23 protein-coding genes and 1 pseudogene are annotated in these 18,603 nt (G+C 61.2%); 10 read left to right on the top strand and 14 right to left on the bottom strand.

Annotation, left to right across the window (positions count from 1 at the left end; translation table 11 throughout):
- Window positions 1-2: 2 nt before the first annotated feature.
- On the bottom strand, window positions 3-578 hold the full coding sequence (locus ACWTU8_RS08760) for a Spy/CpxP family protein refolding chaperone (RefSeq protein WP_455847807.1): 576 nt from the start codon (window positions 576-578) through the stop codon (window positions 3-5).
- A gap of 69 nt (window positions 579-647) precedes the next feature.
- On the opposite strand from ACWTU8_RS08760, the gene ACWTU8_RS08755 reads away from it, so the two are divergent.
- Window positions 648-1,178 (top strand): Crp/Fnr family transcriptional regulator, encoded by a 531-nt coding sequence (locus tag ACWTU8_RS08755; RefSeq protein WP_455847806.1) that lies wholly within the window; start codon window positions 648-650, stop codon window positions 1,176-1,178.
- Window positions 1,179-1,197: 19 nt separating this feature from the next.
- On the opposite strand, the gene ACWTU8_RS08750 is transcribed toward ACWTU8_RS08755, so the two are convergent.
- From ACWTU8_RS08750 to ACWTU8_RS08735, 4 genes and pseudogenes are all read right to left on the bottom strand, one after another.
- Complete coding sequence (locus tag ACWTU8_RS08750; protein WP_455847805.1) at window positions 1,198-1,677, bottom strand: c-type cytochrome; 480 nt, start codon at window positions 1,675-1,677, stop codon at window positions 1,198-1,200.
- Between the two features lie 24 nt (window positions 1,678-1,701).
- Window positions 1,702-2,577, bottom strand: coding sequence for a WD40/YVTN/BNR-like repeat-containing protein (locus tag ACWTU8_RS08745; protein ID WP_455847804.1), 876 nt, complete (start codon window positions 2,575-2,577; stop codon window positions 1,702-1,704).
- Between the two features lie 326 nt (window positions 2,578-2,903).
- Window positions 2,904-2,987, bottom strand: a pseudogene (locus ACWTU8_RS08740) (4-hydroxythreonine-4-phosphate dehydrogenase PdxA); the annotation flags it as partial.
- Between the two features lie 125 nt (window positions 2,988-3,112).
- Window positions 3,113-3,622 (bottom strand): TetR/AcrR family transcriptional regulator, encoded by a 510-nt coding sequence (locus ACWTU8_RS08735; protein ID WP_455847803.1) that lies wholly within the window; start codon window positions 3,620-3,622, stop codon window positions 3,113-3,115.
- 365 nt (window positions 3,623-3,987) lie between these two features.
- Between ACWTU8_RS08735 and ACWTU8_RS08730 the strand changes: the two genes are divergently transcribed.
- The 3 genes from ACWTU8_RS08730 (at window position 3,988) to ACWTU8_RS08720 (ending at window position 5,551) form a co-directional block, all read left to right on the top strand.
- Window positions 3,988-4,515 carry a hypothetical protein gene (locus tag ACWTU8_RS08730; RefSeq protein ID WP_455847802.1) on the top strand — a complete coding sequence of 176 codons (528 nt, stop codon included), beginning with the start codon at window positions 3,988-3,990 and terminating at the stop codon, window positions 4,513-4,515.
- A 239-nt stretch (window positions 4,516-4,754) separates the two neighbouring features.
- The gene (locus tag ACWTU8_RS08725) at window positions 4,755-5,120 is read left to right on the top strand and encodes a DUF305 domain-containing protein (RefSeq protein ID WP_455847801.1); all 366 of its coding nucleotides are present in this window, start codon (window positions 4,755-4,757) and stop codon (window positions 5,118-5,120) included.
- A 98-nt stretch (window positions 5,121-5,218) separates the two neighbouring features.
- Window positions 5,219-5,551 (top strand): four-helix bundle copper-binding protein, encoded by a 333-nt coding sequence (locus tag ACWTU8_RS08720; RefSeq protein WP_455839759.1) that lies wholly within the window; start codon window positions 5,219-5,221, stop codon window positions 5,549-5,551.
- Between the two features lie 53 nt (window positions 5,552-5,604).
- Here the strand turns inward: ACWTU8_RS08720 and ACWTU8_RS08715 are convergent, their stop codons facing one another.
- Window positions 5,605-5,856 (bottom strand): hypothetical protein, encoded by a 252-nt coding sequence (locus ACWTU8_RS08715; RefSeq protein ID WP_455848451.1) that lies wholly within the window; start codon window positions 5,854-5,856, stop codon window positions 5,605-5,607.
- 138 nt (window positions 5,857-5,994) lie between these two features.
- Here ACWTU8_RS08715 and ACWTU8_RS08710 point away from each other — a divergent pair, with 138 nt between their 5' ends.
- On the top strand, window positions 5,995-6,363 hold the full coding sequence (locus ACWTU8_RS08710) for a hypothetical protein (RefSeq protein ID WP_455847800.1): 369 nt from the start codon (window positions 5,995-5,997) through the stop codon (window positions 6,361-6,363).
- Between the two features lie 70 nt (window positions 6,364-6,433).
- Here ACWTU8_RS08710 and ACWTU8_RS08705 read toward each other — a convergent pair whose 3' ends face one another.
- The 8 genes from ACWTU8_RS08705 to ACWTU8_RS08670 all read right to left on the bottom strand — a co-directional run bounded on the left by ACWTU8_RS08705 (window position 6,434) and on the right by ACWTU8_RS08670 (window position 13,405).
- A complete protein-coding gene (locus tag ACWTU8_RS08705) occupies window positions 6,434-6,718 on the bottom strand; it encodes a copper-binding protein (protein WP_455847799.1) in 285 nt (94 codons plus the stop codon).
- A gap of 26 nt (window positions 6,719-6,744) precedes the next feature.
- Window positions 6,745-7,233, bottom strand: a complete 489-nt coding sequence (locus ACWTU8_RS08700; protein ID WP_455847798.1) for a cupredoxin domain-containing protein — start codon at window positions 7,231-7,233, stop codon at window positions 6,745-6,747.
- A gap of 41 nt (window positions 7,234-7,274) precedes the next feature.
- Window positions 7,275-8,633 carry a multicopper oxidase family protein gene (locus tag ACWTU8_RS08695; protein ID WP_455847797.1) on the bottom strand — a complete coding sequence of 453 codons (1,359 nt, stop codon included), beginning with the start codon at window positions 8,631-8,633 and terminating at the stop codon, window positions 7,275-7,277.
- A 17-nt stretch (window positions 8,634-8,650) separates the two neighbouring features.
- Window positions 8,651-10,108, bottom strand: coding sequence for a TolC family protein (locus ACWTU8_RS08690; protein ID WP_455847796.1), 1,458 nt, complete (start codon window positions 10,106-10,108; stop codon window positions 8,651-8,653).
- A complete protein-coding gene (locus ACWTU8_RS08685; RefSeq protein ID WP_455847795.1) occupies window positions 10,105-10,338 on the bottom strand; it encodes a hypothetical protein in 234 nt (77 codons plus the stop codon). The genes ACWTU8_RS08690 and ACWTU8_RS08685 overlap by 4 nt, the downstream gene beginning before the upstream one ends.
- A gap of 81 nt (window positions 10,339-10,419) precedes the next feature.
- Window positions 10,420-10,788, bottom strand: a complete 369-nt coding sequence (locus ACWTU8_RS08680; protein WP_455847794.1) for a hypothetical protein — start codon at window positions 10,786-10,788, stop codon at window positions 10,420-10,422.
- A 150-nt stretch (window positions 10,789-10,938) separates the two neighbouring features.
- Window positions 10,939-11,376 (bottom strand): YqaA family protein, encoded by a 438-nt coding sequence (locus ACWTU8_RS08675; RefSeq protein WP_455847793.1) that lies wholly within the window; start codon window positions 11,374-11,376, stop codon window positions 10,939-10,941.
- A gap of 25 nt (window positions 11,377-11,401) precedes the next feature.
- On the bottom strand, window positions 11,402-13,405 hold the full coding sequence (locus tag ACWTU8_RS08670; RefSeq protein WP_455847792.1) for a DUF4396 domain-containing protein: 2,004 nt from the start codon (window positions 13,403-13,405) through the stop codon (window positions 11,402-11,404).
- 333 nt (window positions 13,406-13,738) lie between these two features.
- Here ACWTU8_RS08670 and ACWTU8_RS08665 point away from each other — a divergent pair, with 333 nt between their 5' ends.
- The 5 genes from ACWTU8_RS08665 (at window position 13,739) to ACWTU8_RS08645 (ending at window position 18,603) form a co-directional block, all read left to right on the top strand.
- Complete coding sequence (locus ACWTU8_RS08665) at window positions 13,739-14,458, top strand: FadR/GntR family transcriptional regulator (RefSeq protein WP_095520761.1); 720 nt, start codon at window positions 13,739-13,741, stop codon at window positions 14,456-14,458.
- 61 nt (window positions 14,459-14,519) lie between these two features.
- The gene (locus ACWTU8_RS08660) at window positions 14,520-15,494 is read left to right on the top strand and encodes a sialic acid TRAP transporter substrate-binding protein SiaP (RefSeq protein ID WP_455848416.1); all 975 of its coding nucleotides are present in this window, start codon (window positions 14,520-14,522) and stop codon (window positions 15,492-15,494) included.
- 80 nt (window positions 15,495-15,574) lie between these two features.
- Window positions 15,575-16,147 carry a TRAP transporter small permease gene (locus ACWTU8_RS08655; RefSeq protein ID WP_095520762.1) on the top strand — a complete coding sequence of 191 codons (573 nt, stop codon included), beginning with the start codon at window positions 15,575-15,577 and terminating at the stop codon, window positions 16,145-16,147.
- Window positions 16,148-16,150: 3 nt separating this feature from the next.
- Window positions 16,151-17,557, top strand: coding sequence for a TRAP transporter large permease (locus tag ACWTU8_RS08650; RefSeq protein ID WP_128344434.1), 1,407 nt, complete (start codon window positions 16,151-16,153; stop codon window positions 17,555-17,557).
- Complete coding sequence (locus ACWTU8_RS08645; protein WP_455847791.1) at window positions 17,554-18,603, top strand: L-idonate 5-dehydrogenase; 1,050 nt, start codon at window positions 17,554-17,556, stop codon at window positions 18,601-18,603. The genes ACWTU8_RS08650 and ACWTU8_RS08645 overlap by 4 nt, the downstream gene beginning before the upstream one ends.

The following is an 18,603-nucleotide window of genomic DNA, read 5'->3' as shown; positions in this document are numbered from 1 at the left end:
GTTCAATCGACCTGCCCAGAGTATCCGCGAAGCTGTGAGTACCGGCGGATCTGCTCAGGGGTAAGCAATTCGGCCATCTCGAGATGATAGCGCAGGTGCGCTGCCCGTAGCGCGCCTTGCACGTCGGCGATGGTCTTTGTCAGTTCAGCGAGGTGTGCCGAAATTATCTTTCGTTCGGAAAACAAGCGGTCAAGTTCGGTCTCTTTCTCGATGATGCGTAGTCCGAGCGGGATGGTTTCTGCCTTCATTCGATCCAGCAGGGCCTTGGTCCGCGACGCCTGTTCATCGGTGACGCCAAGAGCATCCCGCAGTTCGAGGACATGTGACGGACCCGGATAGGAGTTGAGTTCGGCCGCCAGCGCCAGACCCATCCCTCGCCCGGCCAAAAGATCAGCCATCTGCTCGCCCGAGAGCGCTTTCACGCGGCGTTTATCCATCCCGGAATAAGAAGATGTGGCTGGATCCTTTCCTTCAGCGGCCTTGTGATGGTTGATGCTGCCATGCTGCTGTGCCAGCCCGTGAGGGACGGCAAGAAAAGTCAGCATGAGAGACAGCACGGCAATGGGGATGCGGTTCATCGAGCGATCTCCGGCGTTTCTTCTTGCGAGGTTTGACACGGCCGCGGGAACTGAAACATGATTGCGATCATGTCTGAACTCCTCTTCGAGCGATTCCTTGAACTCGCGGAACGCGAGCAATCTCTCCCTGCCGGCAGCGTCCTGTTTCGTATGGACGACCCGGTCTTGTCGCTCTTCCTGGTCACCGCGGGAGAACTGCGCCTTGTCCGGGCACTTCCTGACGGGTTCCAGCTGACGTTGCAGCGTGCCGGCTCTGCTTCGATCCTGGCCGAGGCTTCGCTGTTTGCGGATCGATACCATTGCGACGCCTTGGCATCCGAGGAATCGACGGTGCGCGCTGTGTCGATCACCAGGGCCAAGGCGGTGCTCGAAAGCGATCGCGCGCTGGCCTCCTCACTGCTGCGACACTTGGCGGGCGAGGTCCACCGGACGCGAACGCGGGCCGAGATATTATCCCTGAAATCCGTCGCGGCGAGAGTTAGTGCCTGGATGGCATGCAACGGTGGCATCTTGCCGCCCAAGGGACGCTGGCATCACGTTGCGTCGGAGATCGCCGTTACGCCGGAGGCGTTTTATCGGGAGCTTGCCCGTCGGCGATAATGTGCCGCCACAATGCGGCTCATCGTGCGTACGATTCCCGCCGCGCAAAGACGCGGTTCAGTTCGTCGTGGCGACGGCGCATGTCGTCCGGCCAGCGCGACTTGATATAGCACAAGGCCGCGATGATATCGGCGTCGGTCAGGAGTCCCCTGAAAGCTGGCATCCGTGTTTTGTAATCCTTGAGGTTGGCGGCTTCGGCGACGCCAAGTTTCGTTATCCTGAACAGCAGTGTGTCCGGGTGGTGCCAGGTGTGACCGCTTTCGTCGTGGGGCGGGGCCGGAAGGAATCCATCCTTGTCCTGCGCTTTCCAGCCCGGTTGACCTTCGAGGTTCTTGCCATGGCAAGAGGCGCAATGCGCCACGTAAACGGCCTCGCCGCGCGCGATGACACGAGCATCGTCGGGCTTGAGGATCCCGCCCGACTTGCCGCCGAAAACAAGAACCACGCAGACCGCCACCAAGGCGGCGAGAGCAAGCGCCAGCGCCAGCTTTCCAGTCACCCTACGATCCACTGTGTCACTGCATCAACGACCGAGTTCGGTCCAGTTGACGCCGCCGTCGGTGCTGGCCAGGATATCACCTTGGTGAGACGCCACGAATATCCGATCCTCGTCGGCCGGATCGACCGCGAGATGCAGCAGGATTCGGTCACTCAAGCCGCTGGAAAGAGGCGCGAAGTTCAGAGCAGCCTCCGCGGATCGGACAAGTCCTCGTCCCACCACGAACGCGTAGACGGAACCGTCGGCCGTCACCTCAACGAGACTGACGGGCGCGCCATCGACGACCGTTTCCCAGATCAGGCCTCCATTCCTACTGACCGACAGACCTCCTTCAGTCGCGGCGTAAATCGTGTCGGCGTCCTTTGCCGATGCGGCGAGGTCGATCAGCTTTTCGGGCAGCAGTCCAACCACCGACCATGTCTTCCCGGCATCGCGGCTCACCTGTAGGCCGCCGTAGGCGCCGTAGAGAACCTGAGGATCGGCCGAGCTGACCGTCAACTGGTGGAAGTCGACCGGCCCGTCTGCACCCGGCGCGATCTGCGTCCATGTCGCGCCGTTGTCGGTCGAGGCGATGAATCCGAGATTACCGCCGCCTGCGGGGTGGCCGCTGGCGTAAAGCGACCTCGGGTCGGATGGGTCCGGAGTGAATCCCATGAAATCCTGCACCGGCGAAATGAGCTCTGCCTTCCCGTCCGGCCCGGCACGAAAGAGCCCATGGTGCGTTGCTATCAGGAGTTTTTGCGAATCTTCCCTGTCGATGGCCAGCCCATGGATATGGGTGCGCTGTTTCAGCTGTGAAACCGAAACAGCCTCGGCTCCCGCCGCGGATGCGCTCCAGGCGGCCGCAAGCGCAAAGGCCGATATCATGCTTGCGGCGATCGTCATCAAAGTTCGTCTCATCTGATCACCTCCGGCTTCTGGCATTCATTGTGCGCACGATATCAGAACGGGGATTGCAGTGCATCGGATCCCGTCTGCGCAGCCAGCCCCCGGTTTGACTGACGCGCAAGGCGAGCCGTGCAAATGCGCCGCTGATGTCAGGCCGCCCTATTCAGGCATCCGGCGTTCTCGACCGCGTGCGAAATTCTTTCAGCATCGGCCCCGGTCTCGACCGATACGGCTTTGGCCGGCAAGTCCACGGTGACGACCGCCTGGCACCGAGACGTATCTGTCTCACGCGAGGATTCACGTTTTGGACAGAGAACGATGTTTCGCGATCCTGGCGGCATCGCAGAGATGAGGCTGCCCGGATCCGCGACCCCGCGCCCAGCGAGGTCCAGAGCTGTGCCGTGGTCCGGCGACGTGCGCACGATTCCGTTTTGGTCTTAGCTCGCCGACAAGATCGCAGCACGCCGGCAACATGCACAGCCAGAAACTCCTCGATCGCAACCGCTAGAAGCGCTGTATCAACGTCTTGGGTCCGCTTTTGCACGGGTTAGCCGCGAGGTTGCAACCCGGCCAGTGTAACCGCGACCAGCCGGCGGACAGCGGCCTTGGATGTCAGGCGGTTGGCTGCCGTGAGGGCGTGGAGGCAATAGGTCGCAAGCTCGGCAGGCGCGACGTCGTTCCGGAGGGCGCCCATCGCTGCGCCCTCGGCCAGCAGATCGCGTATAAGCAGGTGGAGATGGTGCTGCGCCTTGACGACGTGGTCGCCGCGATGCAGGCGTGCGGCGAGTTCGGTGCCATGGTGCTTCTGAGAAATGAACGCGTACGCTTCAAGTACTGCCTCCAGCCTCTCACCGGCGTCGCCAGCCTTGTCCCGGATTGCAACGAGGTGTTCGAGGTGACCGGCGACCTGGCGTTCGTGCCAGGCGACGAGGATTGCTTCGACGTCCGGGAAATATTTGTACAACGTTGCGCGACCTATTCCGGTCTCCTCGGCGATTTTCGCCATCGTAACTGACAGCAGCCCGTGCTTGGCCACCAGCGCCGCGGTGGTGTCCAAGGTGGCGTCGCGCACCGCGCGGCGGTGCGCATCGATTGTTTCGTTCCATAACTTCGGCACCGTCCCAATATACGTGACGTAGCAGCCGTGTCGAGATACGAGACATCAAGACTTGATGGAGACATACTGTGTCGATAAAATCTTCGTGTCATGAAAACGCGACCACCCCGCACGACGCAGGAGACGCCCATGGCCGACCCACCTCCTTATCCCGGCGCACCCCGCTGGGTGAAAGTTTCGGGGATCATCGCGATCGTCCTGGTCCTGCTGATTATCGCTGTGGTCTTCACGGGCGTCGGCGGGCCCCACGGCCCCGGTCGGCACCTGCAGTCCTCCAGCGTTACAGAGCCTGGCATGCAACAGCGATGACCATGACACCCGGCCTTCGAAAGTTCGCGCTCACCGCGCATATCACGTCCTCGGTCGGCACGCTCGGCGCGGTCGCCGGCTTCCTGGCTCTCGCCGTCGCCGGCCTGGCCAGCAAGGATCTGCAGATGGTGCGCGCCGCCTATCTCGCGATGGAGTTGACCGCATGGTACGTCATCGTTCCGCTGGTCCTGGCCTCATTGGTCACCGGGCTTGTCCAGTCACTGGGCACTCCATGGGGCCTGTTCCGCCACTATTGGGTCGTGGCGAAACTGCTGCTGAACGTCCTTGTCACCATCGTCCTGCTGCTTCAGCTGGAGCTAATCGGCTATTTAGCAGACGTCTCCGCAGAGGCGATGTTTTCCAGCGCGGATCTTCGGGGGCTGAGGGTCTCACCTGTGATCCACGCTGCGGGAGGGCTGCTAGCACTGCTCGTGCCCGTGGTTCTGTCGCTCTACAAGCCGCGAGGCCTGACCCCTTATGGGTGGCGCAAGCAGTATGAGGGGTCGATGGCTCCGCATCCATAGATGCAGCCCGTCTAAAACCGGCGTTCCGCCACACCGGAACAAACTTCTACGCTTCCAGTTACGCAGCATGTCATGCGTTGCTCGCGGATCCCTGACCGGTTGGGCCGACCTCCAAAACCATGAACGCATTCATGCCCCGAGCCGGCGCCGGGGCGAGACCTCGGCACCGCGCGTCGTAGTTCAAGATTAGGAGATGAATCATGGCAAGTACCAAACTCACGTTCGCCATGGCACTGTTGATGTCGGGTTTCGCCCCGGCGGCGTTCGCTCAGCAATCCTCCGACCAGCCTATGGATGTGGCTCCGACGCCCCTGCCAGAGCAATGCGGTCAGGCTGAAGGCGCATCAGCAGGGCACACCATGCCAGGATTGGCAGGCATGGACATGTCGGGCATGGATGAAGCGCACAAGGCCAACATGGCCGCGATGATGAAGATGCATCCTGCCATGATGCAAGGGATGATGGCCAAAGACCCTGATGTCGCCTTCGCCTCCGGGATGATCGCGCATCACCAGGGCGCGATCGACATGGCCGAAGTCGAGCTGAAATACGGCGACAATGACGAAGCCAAAAGATGGCTCAGAAGATCATCGACGCCAGACTAACGAAATCGGTGAGTTCAAGCAGTGGCTTGATGCCAACGCAAAGTGATCGTCAGGAGACGTCGTAAGGCGCTTCTCGACTCGAACAAGGAACACCTTCCATGCATCACCTTAGCCCCGAAATGAAAAGCTGCATCGACGAATGCCTGCGCTGTTATTCCGTGTGCCTTTCGACCGCGATGGGCCACTGCCTGGAACTGGGCGGCCAACACACAGAAAAGCGGCACTTCACGTTGATGATGGCATGCGCCGAGATCTGCCGGACATCGGCGCATTTCATGCTCATCGGTTCCGAGCACCACAAGCATACCTGTAGCGAATGCGCCGAGATCTGCAGCGAATGTGCGGATGACTGTGAGCGCATTGGCGACATGCAGGAATGCGTCGAGGCCTGCCGTCGCTGCGCAGAGAGCTGCCGGAAAATGGCAGCCTAGGATCTTGTCCGAGGGCCCCCGGTTCAGAACCCGCGCCCTCGTTACTGCGATTGTCATTTGAAGAACACGAACTTGACCAAGCCAGCGGTCACCAGCACGACCAGAGCGAGGAGGATGAAGCCTGCCACGCCCATTCCCCACATTCCCCGGACATCATCTGATCCATAATTTCGCTCCTGTTCCGCGGCCAACTTCAGTTCAGCGTCTGCTCTTGGCTCATCGACCATACTCCGGCTCGGCAACCGCCAGCCCTTGACGATGCCGTAGACGGCCGGAATCACGACGAGCGTCAGGACGCCGATCATGGGCATGGCTCGAGTGCTGCGCGCTTCGAGGGATATCCGGCCCTTTCGATTGCCTCCGCCGCTCTGCCGAAAATGGAGATTCGATTCGAATACCGATGCGACAGGTGATAGTCTCGCCTTGGCTCCTCGGAGGAGGAAATGCGCGCCATTGCAGTATTTGCCGGCGTGTTGGTGGCTACGCCGTCGATGGCGGCGGAGCAACTGGTCTTTCACACCGCCAATTTTCCAGATGCCACCTCGGTCCAGCTCAGCGTCATGAACAACAGTGACTCACGACATGGGGATTATGACTTTGACGTCGCTATTGGCCTGGTCGAGACGGACGCGAACGGCGTCATCAGGTACGAAGATACCGGCAGGCATCATGCACGCGTTCGATGTAATTATCCGGCATATGTCAGCGTGGGTACGCGAAAATACCCTATAGAGACGCCTCTGAGCCGCTCCGCACATGACGACTGGAAAGAAAAACTCTGGATGACTTTCTGCGCGGCCCCTTCATCCTGACTTCCGTAATGGCATTCTCGCCAGGGCAGCGCCGCAGGTTGATTTTTCAACCCGCGGCGCTGGTCCCGGATCACTTGATGCCGGTGACCGTTATGCGTCCGTTGACACGGTCGGCTGTAAACTCGATCGCCTGCCCCGCCTTGACCTTCTCGAGCATACCGCCCTCCGCGACGACGAACACCATCGTCATGGCGGGCATATCGAGATTGGTCAGCGGCTCATGCTTGATCGTCAGCTTCTTCTGTTTCGCGTCGACCTTGACGACTTCGCCCTTCACGTATTCCTGCGCGAGCGCGCTCCCGCCGATGGAGAGCATAAGCGCGAGTGTCGAGAGTGTCTTTACCAATAGTGTCATGATCTGCTTCCTTTGCGGTTTGGCGGTCAGTTGGCGACGGTGATGTCGCCCTTCATGCCGGAATCGTAGTGACCCGGAACCAGGCAGGCGAAACCGAATTCGCCGGCATTGGCGAACGTCCAGATGATCTCGCCTCTGGCGCCGGGCGCCAGCCGGATCGAATTGGGATCGGCGTGCTCCATCTCGGGGAACTTCTCCATCAGCGCCTTGTGCTCCATGATCCCCTCATGGACGTCCATGACGAACTCGTGGTCGACTTGGCCTTTGTTGACGAACTTCAGGCGAACGGTCTCGCCCTTCTTCACCTTGAGCACGGCCGGTTGGAACAACATCGTCCCGTCGTCCTTCTCCGACATCGAGATGTTGACAGTCTGCTTTGCCTTGCCAGCTTCACCAGGGTTGCCGATCGGCATCGTGGCGGCTTTGTCGCCATGGCCTCCGGCATGGGTTCCACCGGCAAGAGCTGCTTCCGAACTGACCGCCATCAAAACGGCCGCTGCGATTATGTGTTTCATGCTGCACTTTCTTTCGTTGTTGCGGTTGAGGGTTCGGTTTCTCATCCCTGTTTGCCGTGACCGCCGTGCGCTGCCGGGGCCATCGTTTTTGCATCGCCTGATTTCGTCGGAGCGGGGACTTCTCCCTTCCACTCGTAAGCCACGGTTCCCTCCGGGTGCTGGTACCAGCCCGGATCAGCGTAATCGTTCGAGGCAAGGCCCTCGCGAACCTTCACGACCGAGAACATCCCGCCCATCTCGATGGCGCCGAATTGGCCCCAGCCGGTCATCATCGGGATCGTGTTGTCGGGAAGCGGCATCTCCATTTCGCCCATGTCGGCCATGCCGCGGTCACCCATGGCCATGTATTCGGGCTGGACCCGGCGGATTTTATCGGTGAGCTTCGAGTTGTCGACGCCAATGTACGTGGGCACGTCGTGGCCCATGGCGTTCATTGTGTGGTGTGACTTATGGCAATGGATCGCCCAGTCACCTTCGTATTTGGCTTCGAACTCATATGCCCGCATGGCGCCGACGGGGATGTCGATCGACACTTCCGGCCACCGCGCCTCCGGCCGGATCCAGCCGCCATCGGTGCAGGTCACCTCGAAGTCGTAGCCATGCATGTGGATCGGATGATTGGTCATGGTCAGGTTGCCGACGCGGACCCTGACTCGGTCGTTTTTCGCAACTGGAAGATGACTGATCCCCGGAAAGACGCGGCTGTTCCAGCCCCAGAGATTGAAATCCGTCATCTCCATGATGCGCGGGACGTACGACCCCGGCTCGATGTCGAAGGCATTCAGCAGGAACACGAAATCGCGGTCCACCCGCATGAATTTAGGGTCTTTGGGATGAATGACGAAGGAGCCCATCATGCCCATCGCCATCTGGACCATTTCGTCGGCGTGCGGGTGGTACATGAATGTGCCGCTCTTCACGAGTTCGAACTCGTAGACGAAGGTCTTGCCAGGTGGGATTCCGGGCTGGGTAAGACCGGTCACGCCGTCCATGCCGTTGGGCAGGATCATGCCGTGCCAATGGATAGTCGTGTGCTCCGGCAGCTTGTTTGTTACGAAGATGCGGACTCGATCGCCCTCGACCGCCTCTATGGTCGGGCCGGGAGATTGACCGTTGTAGCCCCAGAGATAGGCAGTCATGCCGGGCGACATCTCGCGCTCGACCGGCTCGGCCACGAGGTGGAACTCCTTCACGCCGTTGTTCATGCGATGCGGAAGGGTCCAGCCGTTGAGCGTCACGACCGGCTGGTAGTCCGGTCCGCTTGTCGGGAAGATCGGAGGCTGCATGTCGGGGGACTCCATGATTGGAGCGTCGGGCAGCCCCATCGCGGACGTTTTGGTCCATGCAGTGGCGCCGGCGAGCAGGGCTCCCGCGCCTAGCAACTGACGTCTTGAAAGCATTTTTCTTCTCCTTGAGTTCAGTGGCTTTCGGCGCCCGCTTCGGCCGCGGCCGGTGCATCGCCGCCTCCGGACGAGCTTGCGCCGCCACCGTGGATAGCGGTTCCGAGGTTGACGTCGGCCAGCCAAAAATTGCGTTTGGCGTTGAGGGAAAGCATGATCGAGCTGATTTTCGCGCGTGTGTCCGCCAGCAGCTCGAACGTGTTGGTGATCATGCCGTTGTAGGTGAGGACCGACTCCGCCTCGATCTTTGTTCGCAGCGGCACAACATTGTTCCGATAGTGCCGGGCAATGTCGTAGGTCGAACGGTAGGTGTCATAGGCGGATCTGGCCTCCGACCGGATGTTGACGGCCTTTTCCGCGATCCGGTTTGCGGCTTGCATGTAGGCTAGCTCGGCCTTGCGCATGCGTGCCTTGCCGGTATCGAAAATCGGAATGACGAACTCGAGCTCCAGAGTGGGTGAGACACTCGTCTCCGTTCCGCCCTCCTCCGACTCCTCGCGTTCCACCTCCACGCCGGAAAGTAGTTCCAGATCGCTGACATAGCGGGTCGCCTCGGTCAGACCGTAGGATTTCGCCAGCGCTTCCAGCTCAAGTTTCGCGATCTCAAGGTCAACGCGATTTTTTAGCGCCTCCGCCTCGATTGCGCGTTTGGCCTTGGCCCCTTTCGGCAAGGCTGGAAGCATGTTGGGGACTGAATAATCGACATCCGGTCCCCATAGACCCATCAGCCGGGTGAGCTCTTCCTTGGCGGTCCGCGCGGCGAGCCGCGCCTCCGCCGCCTGACCGGTGATCTCGGCATAAAAGACATGTTCACGGGCCTGGCCGGTCTTTGTGAAGGCGCCCGTCTCGCCAAGTTTTTGAGCGAGTTCGGAGGCAGCGTCAGCGGCGGCTTGCGCCTTGTTCAGATACGAAACGCTCTCCCAGGCTGAGACAGCATTGATCCAGGCCCGCCGCGTGTCCGCGGCCAGTCGTAGCGTTTCTTCGGCGGCGCGGAGCTGGGCCTGACGGAAACGTGCATCCGCGACTGCGACTCGCCGCTTATGGGTCGCCAGCGCAAGGATGTTGCTGACCACCGCTCCTTCAATCGTCCGCACAGGATCGACGCCGATCATGCCGACAGAGATCGTCGGATTGACGAGCATCGATTCCTGCCACATGTCGGCCGCCGAGAGACCGATCTCGGCGTAGGCGGCCTGCAGGCCCTTGTTGTTGAGCAAGGCGACCTGCACTGCGGTGTCCGGGCCGATCGTCTTCTTCTGGACGAGGCGCTTCACGCGCTCTGAAACCGCCCGCGCTTCCTCGCTGGATTGTACCCACACGGTTTTCTTGCCGATCACGGATTCGGCGCGCGCCGCGACCGTCGTGAAGCCGGCCATCGGGGCTGAGATGCCATCAAGGGGCCTGCTGGTCGTGCATCCGGCTGCGATCAGCGGGATGGTTACCACCACAGCTATGGTCAGGGGCCGGCGCTTCATGATCCGGCTCCCGGGTTCGCAGAGGAGCGTTCTTCATTGAGACGCCGCCAATTCTGCGGATCCACCGGGTCCCGGTGGCGATAGTTGACGACGACCGGGTGGTAGTGTGCATCACGGACGCCCATTGCGGGATCGGCCGGATTGAAGGCGGGAAGGATGTCCGGCGGCGTGGTTGCCGCACATCCGGCAACTAACAGCGATGCGAGCATCGCGGAGCTTGCGATTTTCATTGTAGACCTGAAGCTTGACGTATGCGTTTGGCCGCGCGGGAACGGATTCCCGACGCTGCGCGAACACCCCGAAAGGGCGCGTCAGTTCAGATGTTTGGGGGGCCTTATGAGCGCAGTGTATTCGCCAAGCGGTAAGGTGACGTCAACGACGGGTGCAAAGCAGCGGGAGACAACATGCTCCAAGTCAGGGCAGTCGACCGGCACCGCATTTGCCGGCGCGCAATGGACTTCACAGTTCTTGTCGGAGGATTGCTTGGCGCCGTGATGATGCTCCGACGTATCCGCGTCGTCCGCAGTGGCGCCGTGATGGCCCATGTCGTGTGCGGATGTCTCGGCTTGGAGATCCACCCCGGCCTGGAGATCTGCCCCGGCGTGAAAACCCGTGGCATTGGCTGTGGCGAACAGACCAGGCTGAAGTGCCGACATGACCAGGAACACAACCGCCAGCATTGCTCGGACCGGTATGTTTCCTAAGATCGTAATTCGACCAAGAGCCCTCATCGCATCCTTCCGACAATTGTTCGTCTGATTTGTCAAGGTCGTGGCGGTCACTTTGCTGCGGTGCAACCAAAAGTGAACGCAACTGCCTGCCATTTCGGTTTACATCAGGCCCAGGACCACCCCGGCGACAACCAGATAACGCGAAACCTTTGCGAGGGCCACGATTGCGACAAAGCTCCATAGCGGCTCGCGCAAAACCCCAGCGACCACTGTCAGTGGATCGCCGATGATCGGCATCCAGCTTAACAGGAGCGACCATCTTCCATAACGGTGATACCATCTCATGGCGCGGTTGAGCGTCGCGGGAGGCAGCGGAAACCAGGGCCTGTCCCGGAAGCGTTCGATGCCTCGACCAAGCCCCCAATTCACCGCCGAGCCCAGGACGTTGCCTATGCTGGCGACAACAACCAGCATTGCGGGCGAGAAGGAATGTGTGGCGAGGAGCCCGGCAAGCGCGGCCTCCGACTGCGCCGGAAGGATGGTCGCCGCGGCGAAGGCAATGGCAAACAGGCCGCCGTATACGGCAAACACATCCATCTATGTTTCGCCTTGCGGAAAGGTTTCAGGGTTGCACATCGATCACGACCATCAGTCCGCCACCGCCCTTCTCTTCGACATTGTTGTTGGTCGTATGATGCCCGATATGGCAGTGGATCAGCCATTTTCCGGGGCGGCGTGCCTGCCAGACGACATCGTAGCGTTGCCCTGGTCCGACGTTGACTGTGTCGGCAAGGAAACGCGCCGACTCCGGCATAGTCTCGCCATCGCGGGCGACAACTTCGAATGGACCGCCGTGGATGTGCATCGGGTGGATAAACCCATTATTGGTGCCGATGAAGCGCACTTTCAGAGTTTCGCCGACCTTCATCCTGATCGTGTCGGTTGACGGATAGGCGCGGCCGTTGATGGTGAAATAATTCGGCTGCCCGCCGTCCATCGGCATCGACGGAAAAGTCAGGCCCTCCCGCATCAGCCATTCCTGAAGCTGGATAACATAGTCGTGGTCTGCCGCAATCTCGTCCTGGGGATTGGCGGGATCGATGATGAGCGCGCCGTAGAGTCCGAGCGCCTGCTGACGATCGACATGGTCATGCGAGTGATAGAAGTATGTTCCCGATTGGCCCGCCGTGAATTCATATCGGTAGCTGCCGCCGGGCTGGATCGGCTCCTGCGTGATCTCGGCCGGGCCATCCATTTCGTTCGGCAGGATCAACCCGTGCCAGTGCAGGGTCGTGCTCTCCGGCAGGCGGTTCGTGACATTGATCCGCACCCGGTCGCCTTGCCGGATATGCAGCCGTGGGCCCGGAACCTGACCGTTGATAGCATAGGCGTCGACTTTCACGTCCGGCAGGATCGCCCAGCGGATGACCGAGGTTTCCAGGTCGAACACCTTCACCCCGTTCTCCATCCTGGCTTGCAGTTCCCGGTCGCCGCGAACCTCCAGGCCATGGCTGGCCGTGATCAGGCGAGGATGCACGGCGGCCATGTCCAGCATCGCTGCAGCCGGCGTGTCGCGGTCCATGACCATGCCGGGCGGCATGATGGCGCCGCCTACGTCTCGCGCGCTGAGGGTGAGGTTCACCCAATTGGCCGGAGCGATCATGCCGAGCGCCAGCGCAAGTACGGACACGCCGCCCAAGGCCGCGAGTTGCGGCACAGTTGCATCCGGTTCCATGCCGTGACCGCCATGCGTAGCACGCGACCCGCCTCCCCGATTGCCGTGGGAGGAGCCATGGCTGGATCCATGATGGCCGGCTCCGGAGTTATCGCCTGGGTTGCCATGTCTGGGGTTGCTGTGTTCGTCAAAGCGCGCGTCAGCGTGACTGTGCCCCGCCATCCCGACTTCCGCGCCGCCATATGCGTGCTCGCGCCTGCCTTCCCTGGCCTTGTCGAATTCCGGTACGCGTTCGGTCATCAGCCCGTGCTTCAGGCCTCGGGCCACCATCCATACGTTAGAAGGATATGCGGTGATGAAGCCGACGATCACGCCGAACGACATGACACCCCAGAACAGGAGCTCGGTCGGCTCCATGGCCCGCATGTCGCTGCCCATCATCAGGAAGCTCATGACCGGCGCCATGCCCGCCATCATGAAATTCATGCTGATGAATTCCGGCATGAAGCTCTTGCGGACATTCTCCCAATAGGTGCCGCCCATCATCGATTTCATGAACAGCGACTGGAAGATGAACAGGCCGAAGGCGAATCCGGCGACATACTCAACGATGAGATCGATCCACATCGGCAACCCGAGCGCGGCGGTGATTGCCGCCGCGAGGATGATGCCGGTGGCGTCTCCGGCGACGCAGTGGATCGTCGAGCCGACGCCTTGCTTCCAGAGCGGCTTGGTGAACGCCTCGTGTTCGCCCGGCCGCGGCTCCTTGTCGGCCAGCACGTAAATCAGCAGCCCGAGCGGCCCCATATAGAGCGTGACCAGGATGAAGCCCCATTTCATCACCACGGGTTCGGGATTGTTGCGGAACTGATCCCACGCCACGTAAACCGTGCTGAGGGCCGCTAGAACGAACCAGACTGCAAGAAAGTAGTCGACGGGCTGTACGAACACTGCAGAACTCCTATCGGTTTTCTCTCCACTGACCTAGGGCGGCGGACTGTTTCGGCCGCCTTCTTGAACGCGCCGCGTCATAGCCCACCTGCGTAGAACTCCGGAGATGATGTTGGCGGCGAAACCACGCGATAAGTCTTCCAGTTGCTGGAAGGTCAAGAGTTGCCGTTCAGCGGTGGCCGATCCGTCGTTCCAAGCAAGGCACGAAGTGCCACGGGCATTCTCTACTGCTTGACTCTTCGTTTTTTTCGCGGCACTTTCGATCAATAGGTCAGACCAATTTACCGATCCGAGGTCAGCCGGATGATTCTGTTGAAGTAGAACTGGGTGACAATGCCGATCCAGGCCGTTGAACCGCGTCGACTCTACCGACAGATCGCCGATCAGCTCAGGCAGCTGATCGACGCCGGCGAGTTCGCAGTCGGCGATCGCCTGCCGACCGAGCGCGAACTGGCCGATCAGCTTGGCATCTCCCGCCCGACTGTCCGTGAAGCGCTGATCGCGCTCGAGGTCGAGGGGCGCATACGCATTCGCGTCGGCTCCGGCATCTACGTTACCGACCGGCCGCGTGCCGAGGTTTTGACCGCAGAGATGGATGAAGGCCCGTTCGAGTTGTTGCGGGCGCGCGAGTTCCTCGAAGGGGCGATCGCCGCCGAAGCCGCCCTCCATGTTCGGCCGATTGACATCGAACACATGGACGACGTGCTGCGCCGCATGGAGGACATACTTCACCCGACCAAGATGACGATCGCGCTCGACCGCGAGTTCCATACGATGGTGGCGGGCATTCTCGGAAACGCCGTCCTGGTGCGCTGTATCGGCGAGCTTTTCGACCAGCGCATGAACCCATATTTCGAACGACTGTCGAGTTATTTCGAGAACAGGGATTCCTGGCGAGCCGCGGCGGAGGAGCATCGCGCGGTGCGCGACGCGATCGCGGCGCGCGAGCCCGAACGGGCCAAGGCCGCCATGCAGGAACATCTGCGTCAGTCTCAACTGAGATTCTCACGCAATTTCGGTGAGAAATCCGCGGCCCGGGAGGTCGCGGGATAGGAGCCGGCCGACCGGGAGGATCCTGTCGGCACAGTCAAATCCAATCACAGGGAGGAATATGATGTTGAGAAAATACGCCGTTCTGCTCGGCACGATCGCCGCAATCGCTCTGCCCATGGCTTCGGCCTCTGCACAAACCGCGCTGAAATGGGCTCACGTCTACGAAACGTCCGAACCCTTCCACACCGAGTCCGTGTGGGCGGCGGAAGAGATCAAGAAGCGCACCGACGGCCGCTATACAATCGACGTCTTCCCGGCGTCGCAGCTCGGCAAGGAAGCCGACATCAACCAGGGGCTGACCCTCGGCACGGTTGACATCATCATCTCCGGATCGAGCTTCGCCGCCCGCGAATTCCCGCCGATCGGCGTGACCTACTTCCCGTTCACTTTCCGCGACGCCGATCATCTGCTCGCTTACACCAAGAGCGACAAATACAAGGAGTTGACCGGCGGCTACGAAGAGGCGTCCGGCCATCACATCACGGCGACCACCTACTACGGCACCCGTCACACGACCTCCAACCGGCCGATCGAAAAATGCGCCGACATGCAGGGCCTGAAGATCCGCGTGCCTGATGTGCCGGCCTATCTCGCCATGCCGCGCGCCTGCGGCGCCAACACCGCGCCGATCGCCTTCGCCGAGGTCTATCTCGCCTTGCAGCAGGGCACGGTGGAAGCGCAGGAAAACCCGCTGACGACGATCGACGCCAAGAAGTTCTACGAAGTGCAAAAGCATATTATCCTGACCGGACACATCGTCGACCATCTCAACACGATCGTGTCGCAATCGCGCTGGTCGCAATTGTCGGACGAGGACAAGGCGATCTTCACCGAGGTGATGCAGGAAGCCGCCGCGCGAGCGACAAAGATCATCGTCGATCGCGAGAAGGCCCTGGTTGAGACCTTCAAGGAACGCGGTCTCACCGTCACCGAAGTCGATCGCGCCGATTTCGAAAAGAACGTGATGGAGAAGGTGACGTTCGAGGAGTTCGGCTACCGCAAGGAGGATTGGGAGGCGATCCGCGCCGCCAAGTAACCTGCATCAATCCCGGCCCGGCGCGACAAGCGCGTCGGGTCTGTTGAGCCCGCTGTCCCAACGGTGTCCGGAGCTTGCCGATGACCCAAGAGGTCCACACCCAGGTTACCCCCGAAGAACTGGCGCATGCATTCGAGGAAGAAACCGCGCCCGTCGATCTGTCGCGATACGCGGTGGAAGACTGGCTCACGCTCGCCGTGTTCTGGGGCATGTCGTTCTGCGTGTTCCTGCAGTTCTTCACGCGCTACGTCATGAACAACAGTTTTGCCTGGACGGAGGAGATCGCCATCAACTGCCTCGTCGTCGTGGTCTTCTTGGGCTCAGTCATGTGCACACGCACCACGCGCCACATCCACGTCGACGTGCTTTATCATTATCTCCCCGCTGGGGTGGGGCGCTACCTGGCGCTCGCGGTCAATCTGATTACCATTTGCTTCTTCGCCTACATGTCCTGGCTCCTCTGGCGCTATGTCGGGATCGTCCATCGCGAGCGGATGGTCACCATCAACCTGCCGCGCAACGTCGTCTTCTACGCCGTCTTCGCCGGTTTCGTGCTGATGATGCTGCGCGCCATCCAGGTATTCATCGGCAACATCCGCCGTGGCTACTCGGCGCTGGAGCGCCCTGCCGCGTTCGACGGACTGGGGGAATAGGCCATGCTGCTTCTGATCGGAGCGTTTCTCGTCCTGATGCTGGTCGGCGTGCCCGTCGCTGTGTCGATGGCAGTGTCGTCGCTGCTCTATCTCGTCTTCTATGGCGTGGCGCCCGACATCATTGCCGCGCAGCGCATGATCGCCGGTGTCGAGAGCTTTCCGCTGCTCGCCGTGCCGTTCTTCATCTTCGCCGGCAATCTCATGAACATCGCCGGCGTCACCGGGCGGATCTATTCCTTCGCGCTGGCGCTTGTCGGCTGGATGAAGGGCGGTCTCGCCCAGGTGAACATCATCGGATCGGTGGTCTTCGCCGGTATGTCGGGCGCAGCCCTTGCCGATGCCGCCGGTATCGGCACCATCGAGATCAAGGCGATGCGCGACCACGGCTATCCCGTGGAGGCGGCCGTCGGCGTCACCGCGGCGTCCTCGACGCTCGGTCCGATCTTCCCGCCGTCGTTGCCCTTCGTCATCTACGGCATGATGGCCAACGTCTCGATCGGCGCGCTGTTCATGGCCGGCATCCTGCCCGGCGTCGTCATGACGGTGCTGATGATGGTGACGGTCGCGATCTTCGCCCATCGGCGGGGCTGGGGTTCGGACACGCCGTTCAAGTTGAACCGGCTCGCCGCCGCCTCGATCGAGGTGGCCGTCGTATGCTGCTTTCCGCTGGCGGTTTATGTACTTGTCGAGATGGGACTGTCGCTCAATATTGCCGTTGGCATCGCGCTCGTCGTCCTGATCGCCTGCGACTGGTATTTCGATTTCTCCGCCGTCATGGCGCTCATGACACCGATCATCCTGATCGGCGGCATGACCATGGGCTGGTTCACGCCGACCGAAGCGGCGATGGCCGCCGTCATCTGGTCGTTGTTTCTCGGGCTCGTGCGCTATCGCACGATGACACTCGCAGCCTTGGCCAAGGCCAGTTTCGACACGATCGAGACGACCGCGTCAGTCCTCTTCATCGTCACAGCAGCGTCGATCTTCGCCTGGTTGCTCACGGTCAGTCAGGCGGCGCAGCTCTTCTCGGTCTTCATCACATCGCTGACCGAAAACAAATGGGTGTTCCTGATCCTGGTGAACATCCTGATGCTGGTAGTCGGCTGTTTCCTCGACACGATCGCCGCTATCACGATCCTTGTTCCGATCCTCCTGCCGATCGTGGTCCTCTACGGGATCGATCCTGTGCATTTCGGTCTGATCATGACGCTTAATCTGATGATCGGTCTCCTCCATCCGCCGCTCGGCATGGTGCTGTTCGTCCTCTCGCGGGTCGCCAAGCTGTCGGTCGAGCGTACGACCATGGCAATTCTGCCCTGGCTCGTCCCGTTGATTGTCGCGCTGATCCTGATCACCTTCATCCCCGCCATCACGCTGTGGCTGCCGACGCAAATGGGACTGATCCGATGACCGACAGCGCAGTCGCCGCGACGCTGTTCGGCCCCGAGGATCTGCGTGTCGTCGAGCATCCGCTCGGCCCCCTCACGCCGGGAATGGTGCGCGTGCGTTTCGGCGCAGGCGGCATCTGCGGTTCGGACCTGCATTATTTCCGTCATGCGCGGACCGGCGATTTTGTCGTCAAATCGCCGCTCGTGCTTGGCCACGAGGTCGCCGGAGAGATTGTCGAAATCAGCGCGGACGCGCCCGGACTTGCCGTCGGTGATCGCGTGGCAGTCAACCCGTCGCGCTGGTGCGGACAATGCGCCCGATGCGCCGAGGGCCGCGCCAATCTCTGCGAAAACATCTATTTCATGGGCTCGGCTTCGAAAACGCCGCATATGCAGGGCGGTTTTGCCAGCGTGTTCGATGCCACGCCGGCGCAATGCGTCAAGGTTCCGCATTCTATCGCCTATCAGGCCGCGGCACTCGCCGAACCACTCGCCGTCAGCCTGCACGCGGTGGCGCGGGCCGGCGACATTGCCGGCCGCAACGTGATACTGTTCGGCGCCGGCCCGATCGGGCTCCTGACAATGCTCGCCGCCGGGCTCAAGGGATGTGGCGAGCTCACCGTCGTCGACATAGCAGAGGCGCCACTCGCCTTCGCCAGCAAGCTTGGAGCAAACAGGACGATCGACCTGTCCAGCGGCGACGAGGAGCTCAAGGCGCTCGCGTCCCACAGGGCGATCGATGTCGCGTTCGAGATTTCAGGCACGGCAGCGGGCCTCGCGGCGGCGATCGCCAGCGTTCGGCGCGGCGGCACGGTCGTTCAGGTCGGCAATCTGCCGGGTGGTCAGATCCCGGTGCCGGCCAACGCGGTGATGGCCAAAGAAATCAATCTGCACGGCACGTTTCGTTTCGACGCAGAATTCGATCAGGCGGTCGATCTCATCGTCGGCGGGGATATAGACGTCCTGAAGCTGGTGACCGCCGAACGCCCCCTCTCCTCGGCTCGCGATGCCTTTCGCCTGGCTGCCGACCGCTCGCAGAGCGTCAAGGTGGTGCTGACCGCCGACTGA

The organism is Mesorhizobium sp. BHbdii (assembly GCF_053848045.1).
This window is presented reverse-complemented; position numbering and strand designations above follow the sequence as displayed.

Coding starts and splice junctions, on each gene's coding strand:
- ACWTU8_RS08760 (WP_455847807.1), bottom strand. CDS start 578: ATGAACCGCATCCCCATTGCCGTGCTGTCTCTCATGCTGACTTTTCTT.
- ACWTU8_RS08675 (WP_455847793.1), bottom strand. CDS start 11,376: ATGGATGTGTTTGCCGTATACGGCGGCCTGTTTGCCATTGCCTTCGCC.
- ACWTU8_RS08685 (WP_455847795.1), bottom strand. CDS start 10,338: ATGAAAATCGCAAGCTCCGCGATGCTCGCATCGCTGTTAGTTGCCGGA.
- ACWTU8_RS08650 (WP_128344434.1), top strand. CDS start 16,151: ATGCTGCTTCTGATCGGAGCGTTTCTCGTCCTGATGCTGGTCGGCGTG.
- ACWTU8_RS08705 (WP_455847799.1), bottom strand. CDS start 6,718: ATGACACTATTGGTAAAGACACTCTCGACACTCGCGCTTATGCTCTCC.
- ACWTU8_RS08710 (WP_455847800.1), top strand. CDS start 5,995: ATGCGCGCCATTGCAGTATTTGCCGGCGTGTTGGTGGCTACGCCGTCG.
- ACWTU8_RS08665 (WP_095520761.1), top strand. CDS start 13,739: ATGCCGATCCAGGCCGTTGAACCGCGTCGACTCTACCGACAGATCGCC.
- ACWTU8_RS08645 (WP_455847791.1), top strand. CDS start 17,554: ATGACCGACAGCGCAGTCGCCGCGACGCTGTTCGGCCCCGAGGATCTG.
- ACWTU8_RS08755 (WP_455847806.1), top strand. CDS start 648: ATGTCTGAACTCCTCTTCGAGCGATTCCTTGAACTCGCGGAACGCGAG.
- ACWTU8_RS08725 (WP_455847801.1), top strand. CDS start 4,755: ATGTCGGGTTTCGCCCCGGCGGCGTTCGCTCAGCAATCCTCCGACCAG.
- ACWTU8_RS08700 (WP_455847798.1), bottom strand. CDS start 7,233: ATGAAACACATAATCGCAGCGGCCGTTTTGATGGCGGTCAGTTCGGAA.
- ACWTU8_RS08660 (WP_455848416.1), top strand. CDS start 14,520: ATGTTGAGAAAATACGCCGTTCTGCTCGGCACGATCGCCGCAATCGCT.
- ACWTU8_RS08680 (WP_455847794.1), bottom strand. CDS start 10,788: ATGCTGGCGGTTGTGTTCCTGGTCATGTCGGCACTTCAGCCTGGTCTG.
- ACWTU8_RS08655 (WP_095520762.1), top strand. CDS start 15,575: ATGACCCAAGAGGTCCACACCCAGGTTACCCCCGAAGAACTGGCGCAT.
- ACWTU8_RS08695 (WP_455847797.1), bottom strand. CDS start 8,633: ATGCTTTCAAGACGTCAGTTGCTAGGCGCGGGAGCCCTGCTCGCCGGC.
- ACWTU8_RS08730 (WP_455847802.1), top strand. CDS start 3,988: ATGACCATGACACCCGGCCTTCGAAAGTTCGCGCTCACCGCGCATATC.
- ACWTU8_RS08745 (WP_455847804.1), bottom strand. CDS start 2,577: ATGAGACGAACTTTGATGACGATCGCCGCAAGCATGATATCGGCCTTT.
- ACWTU8_RS08690 (WP_455847796.1), bottom strand. CDS start 10,108: ATGAAGCGCCGGCCCCTGACCATAGCTGTGGTGGTAACCATCCCGCTG.
- ACWTU8_RS08720 (WP_455839759.1), top strand. CDS start 5,219: ATGCATCACCTTAGCCCCGAAATGAAAAGCTGCATCGACGAATGCCTG.
- ACWTU8_RS08715 (WP_455848451.1), bottom strand. CDS start 5,856: ATGATCGGCGTCCTGACGCTCGTCGTGATTCCGGCCGTCTACGGCATC.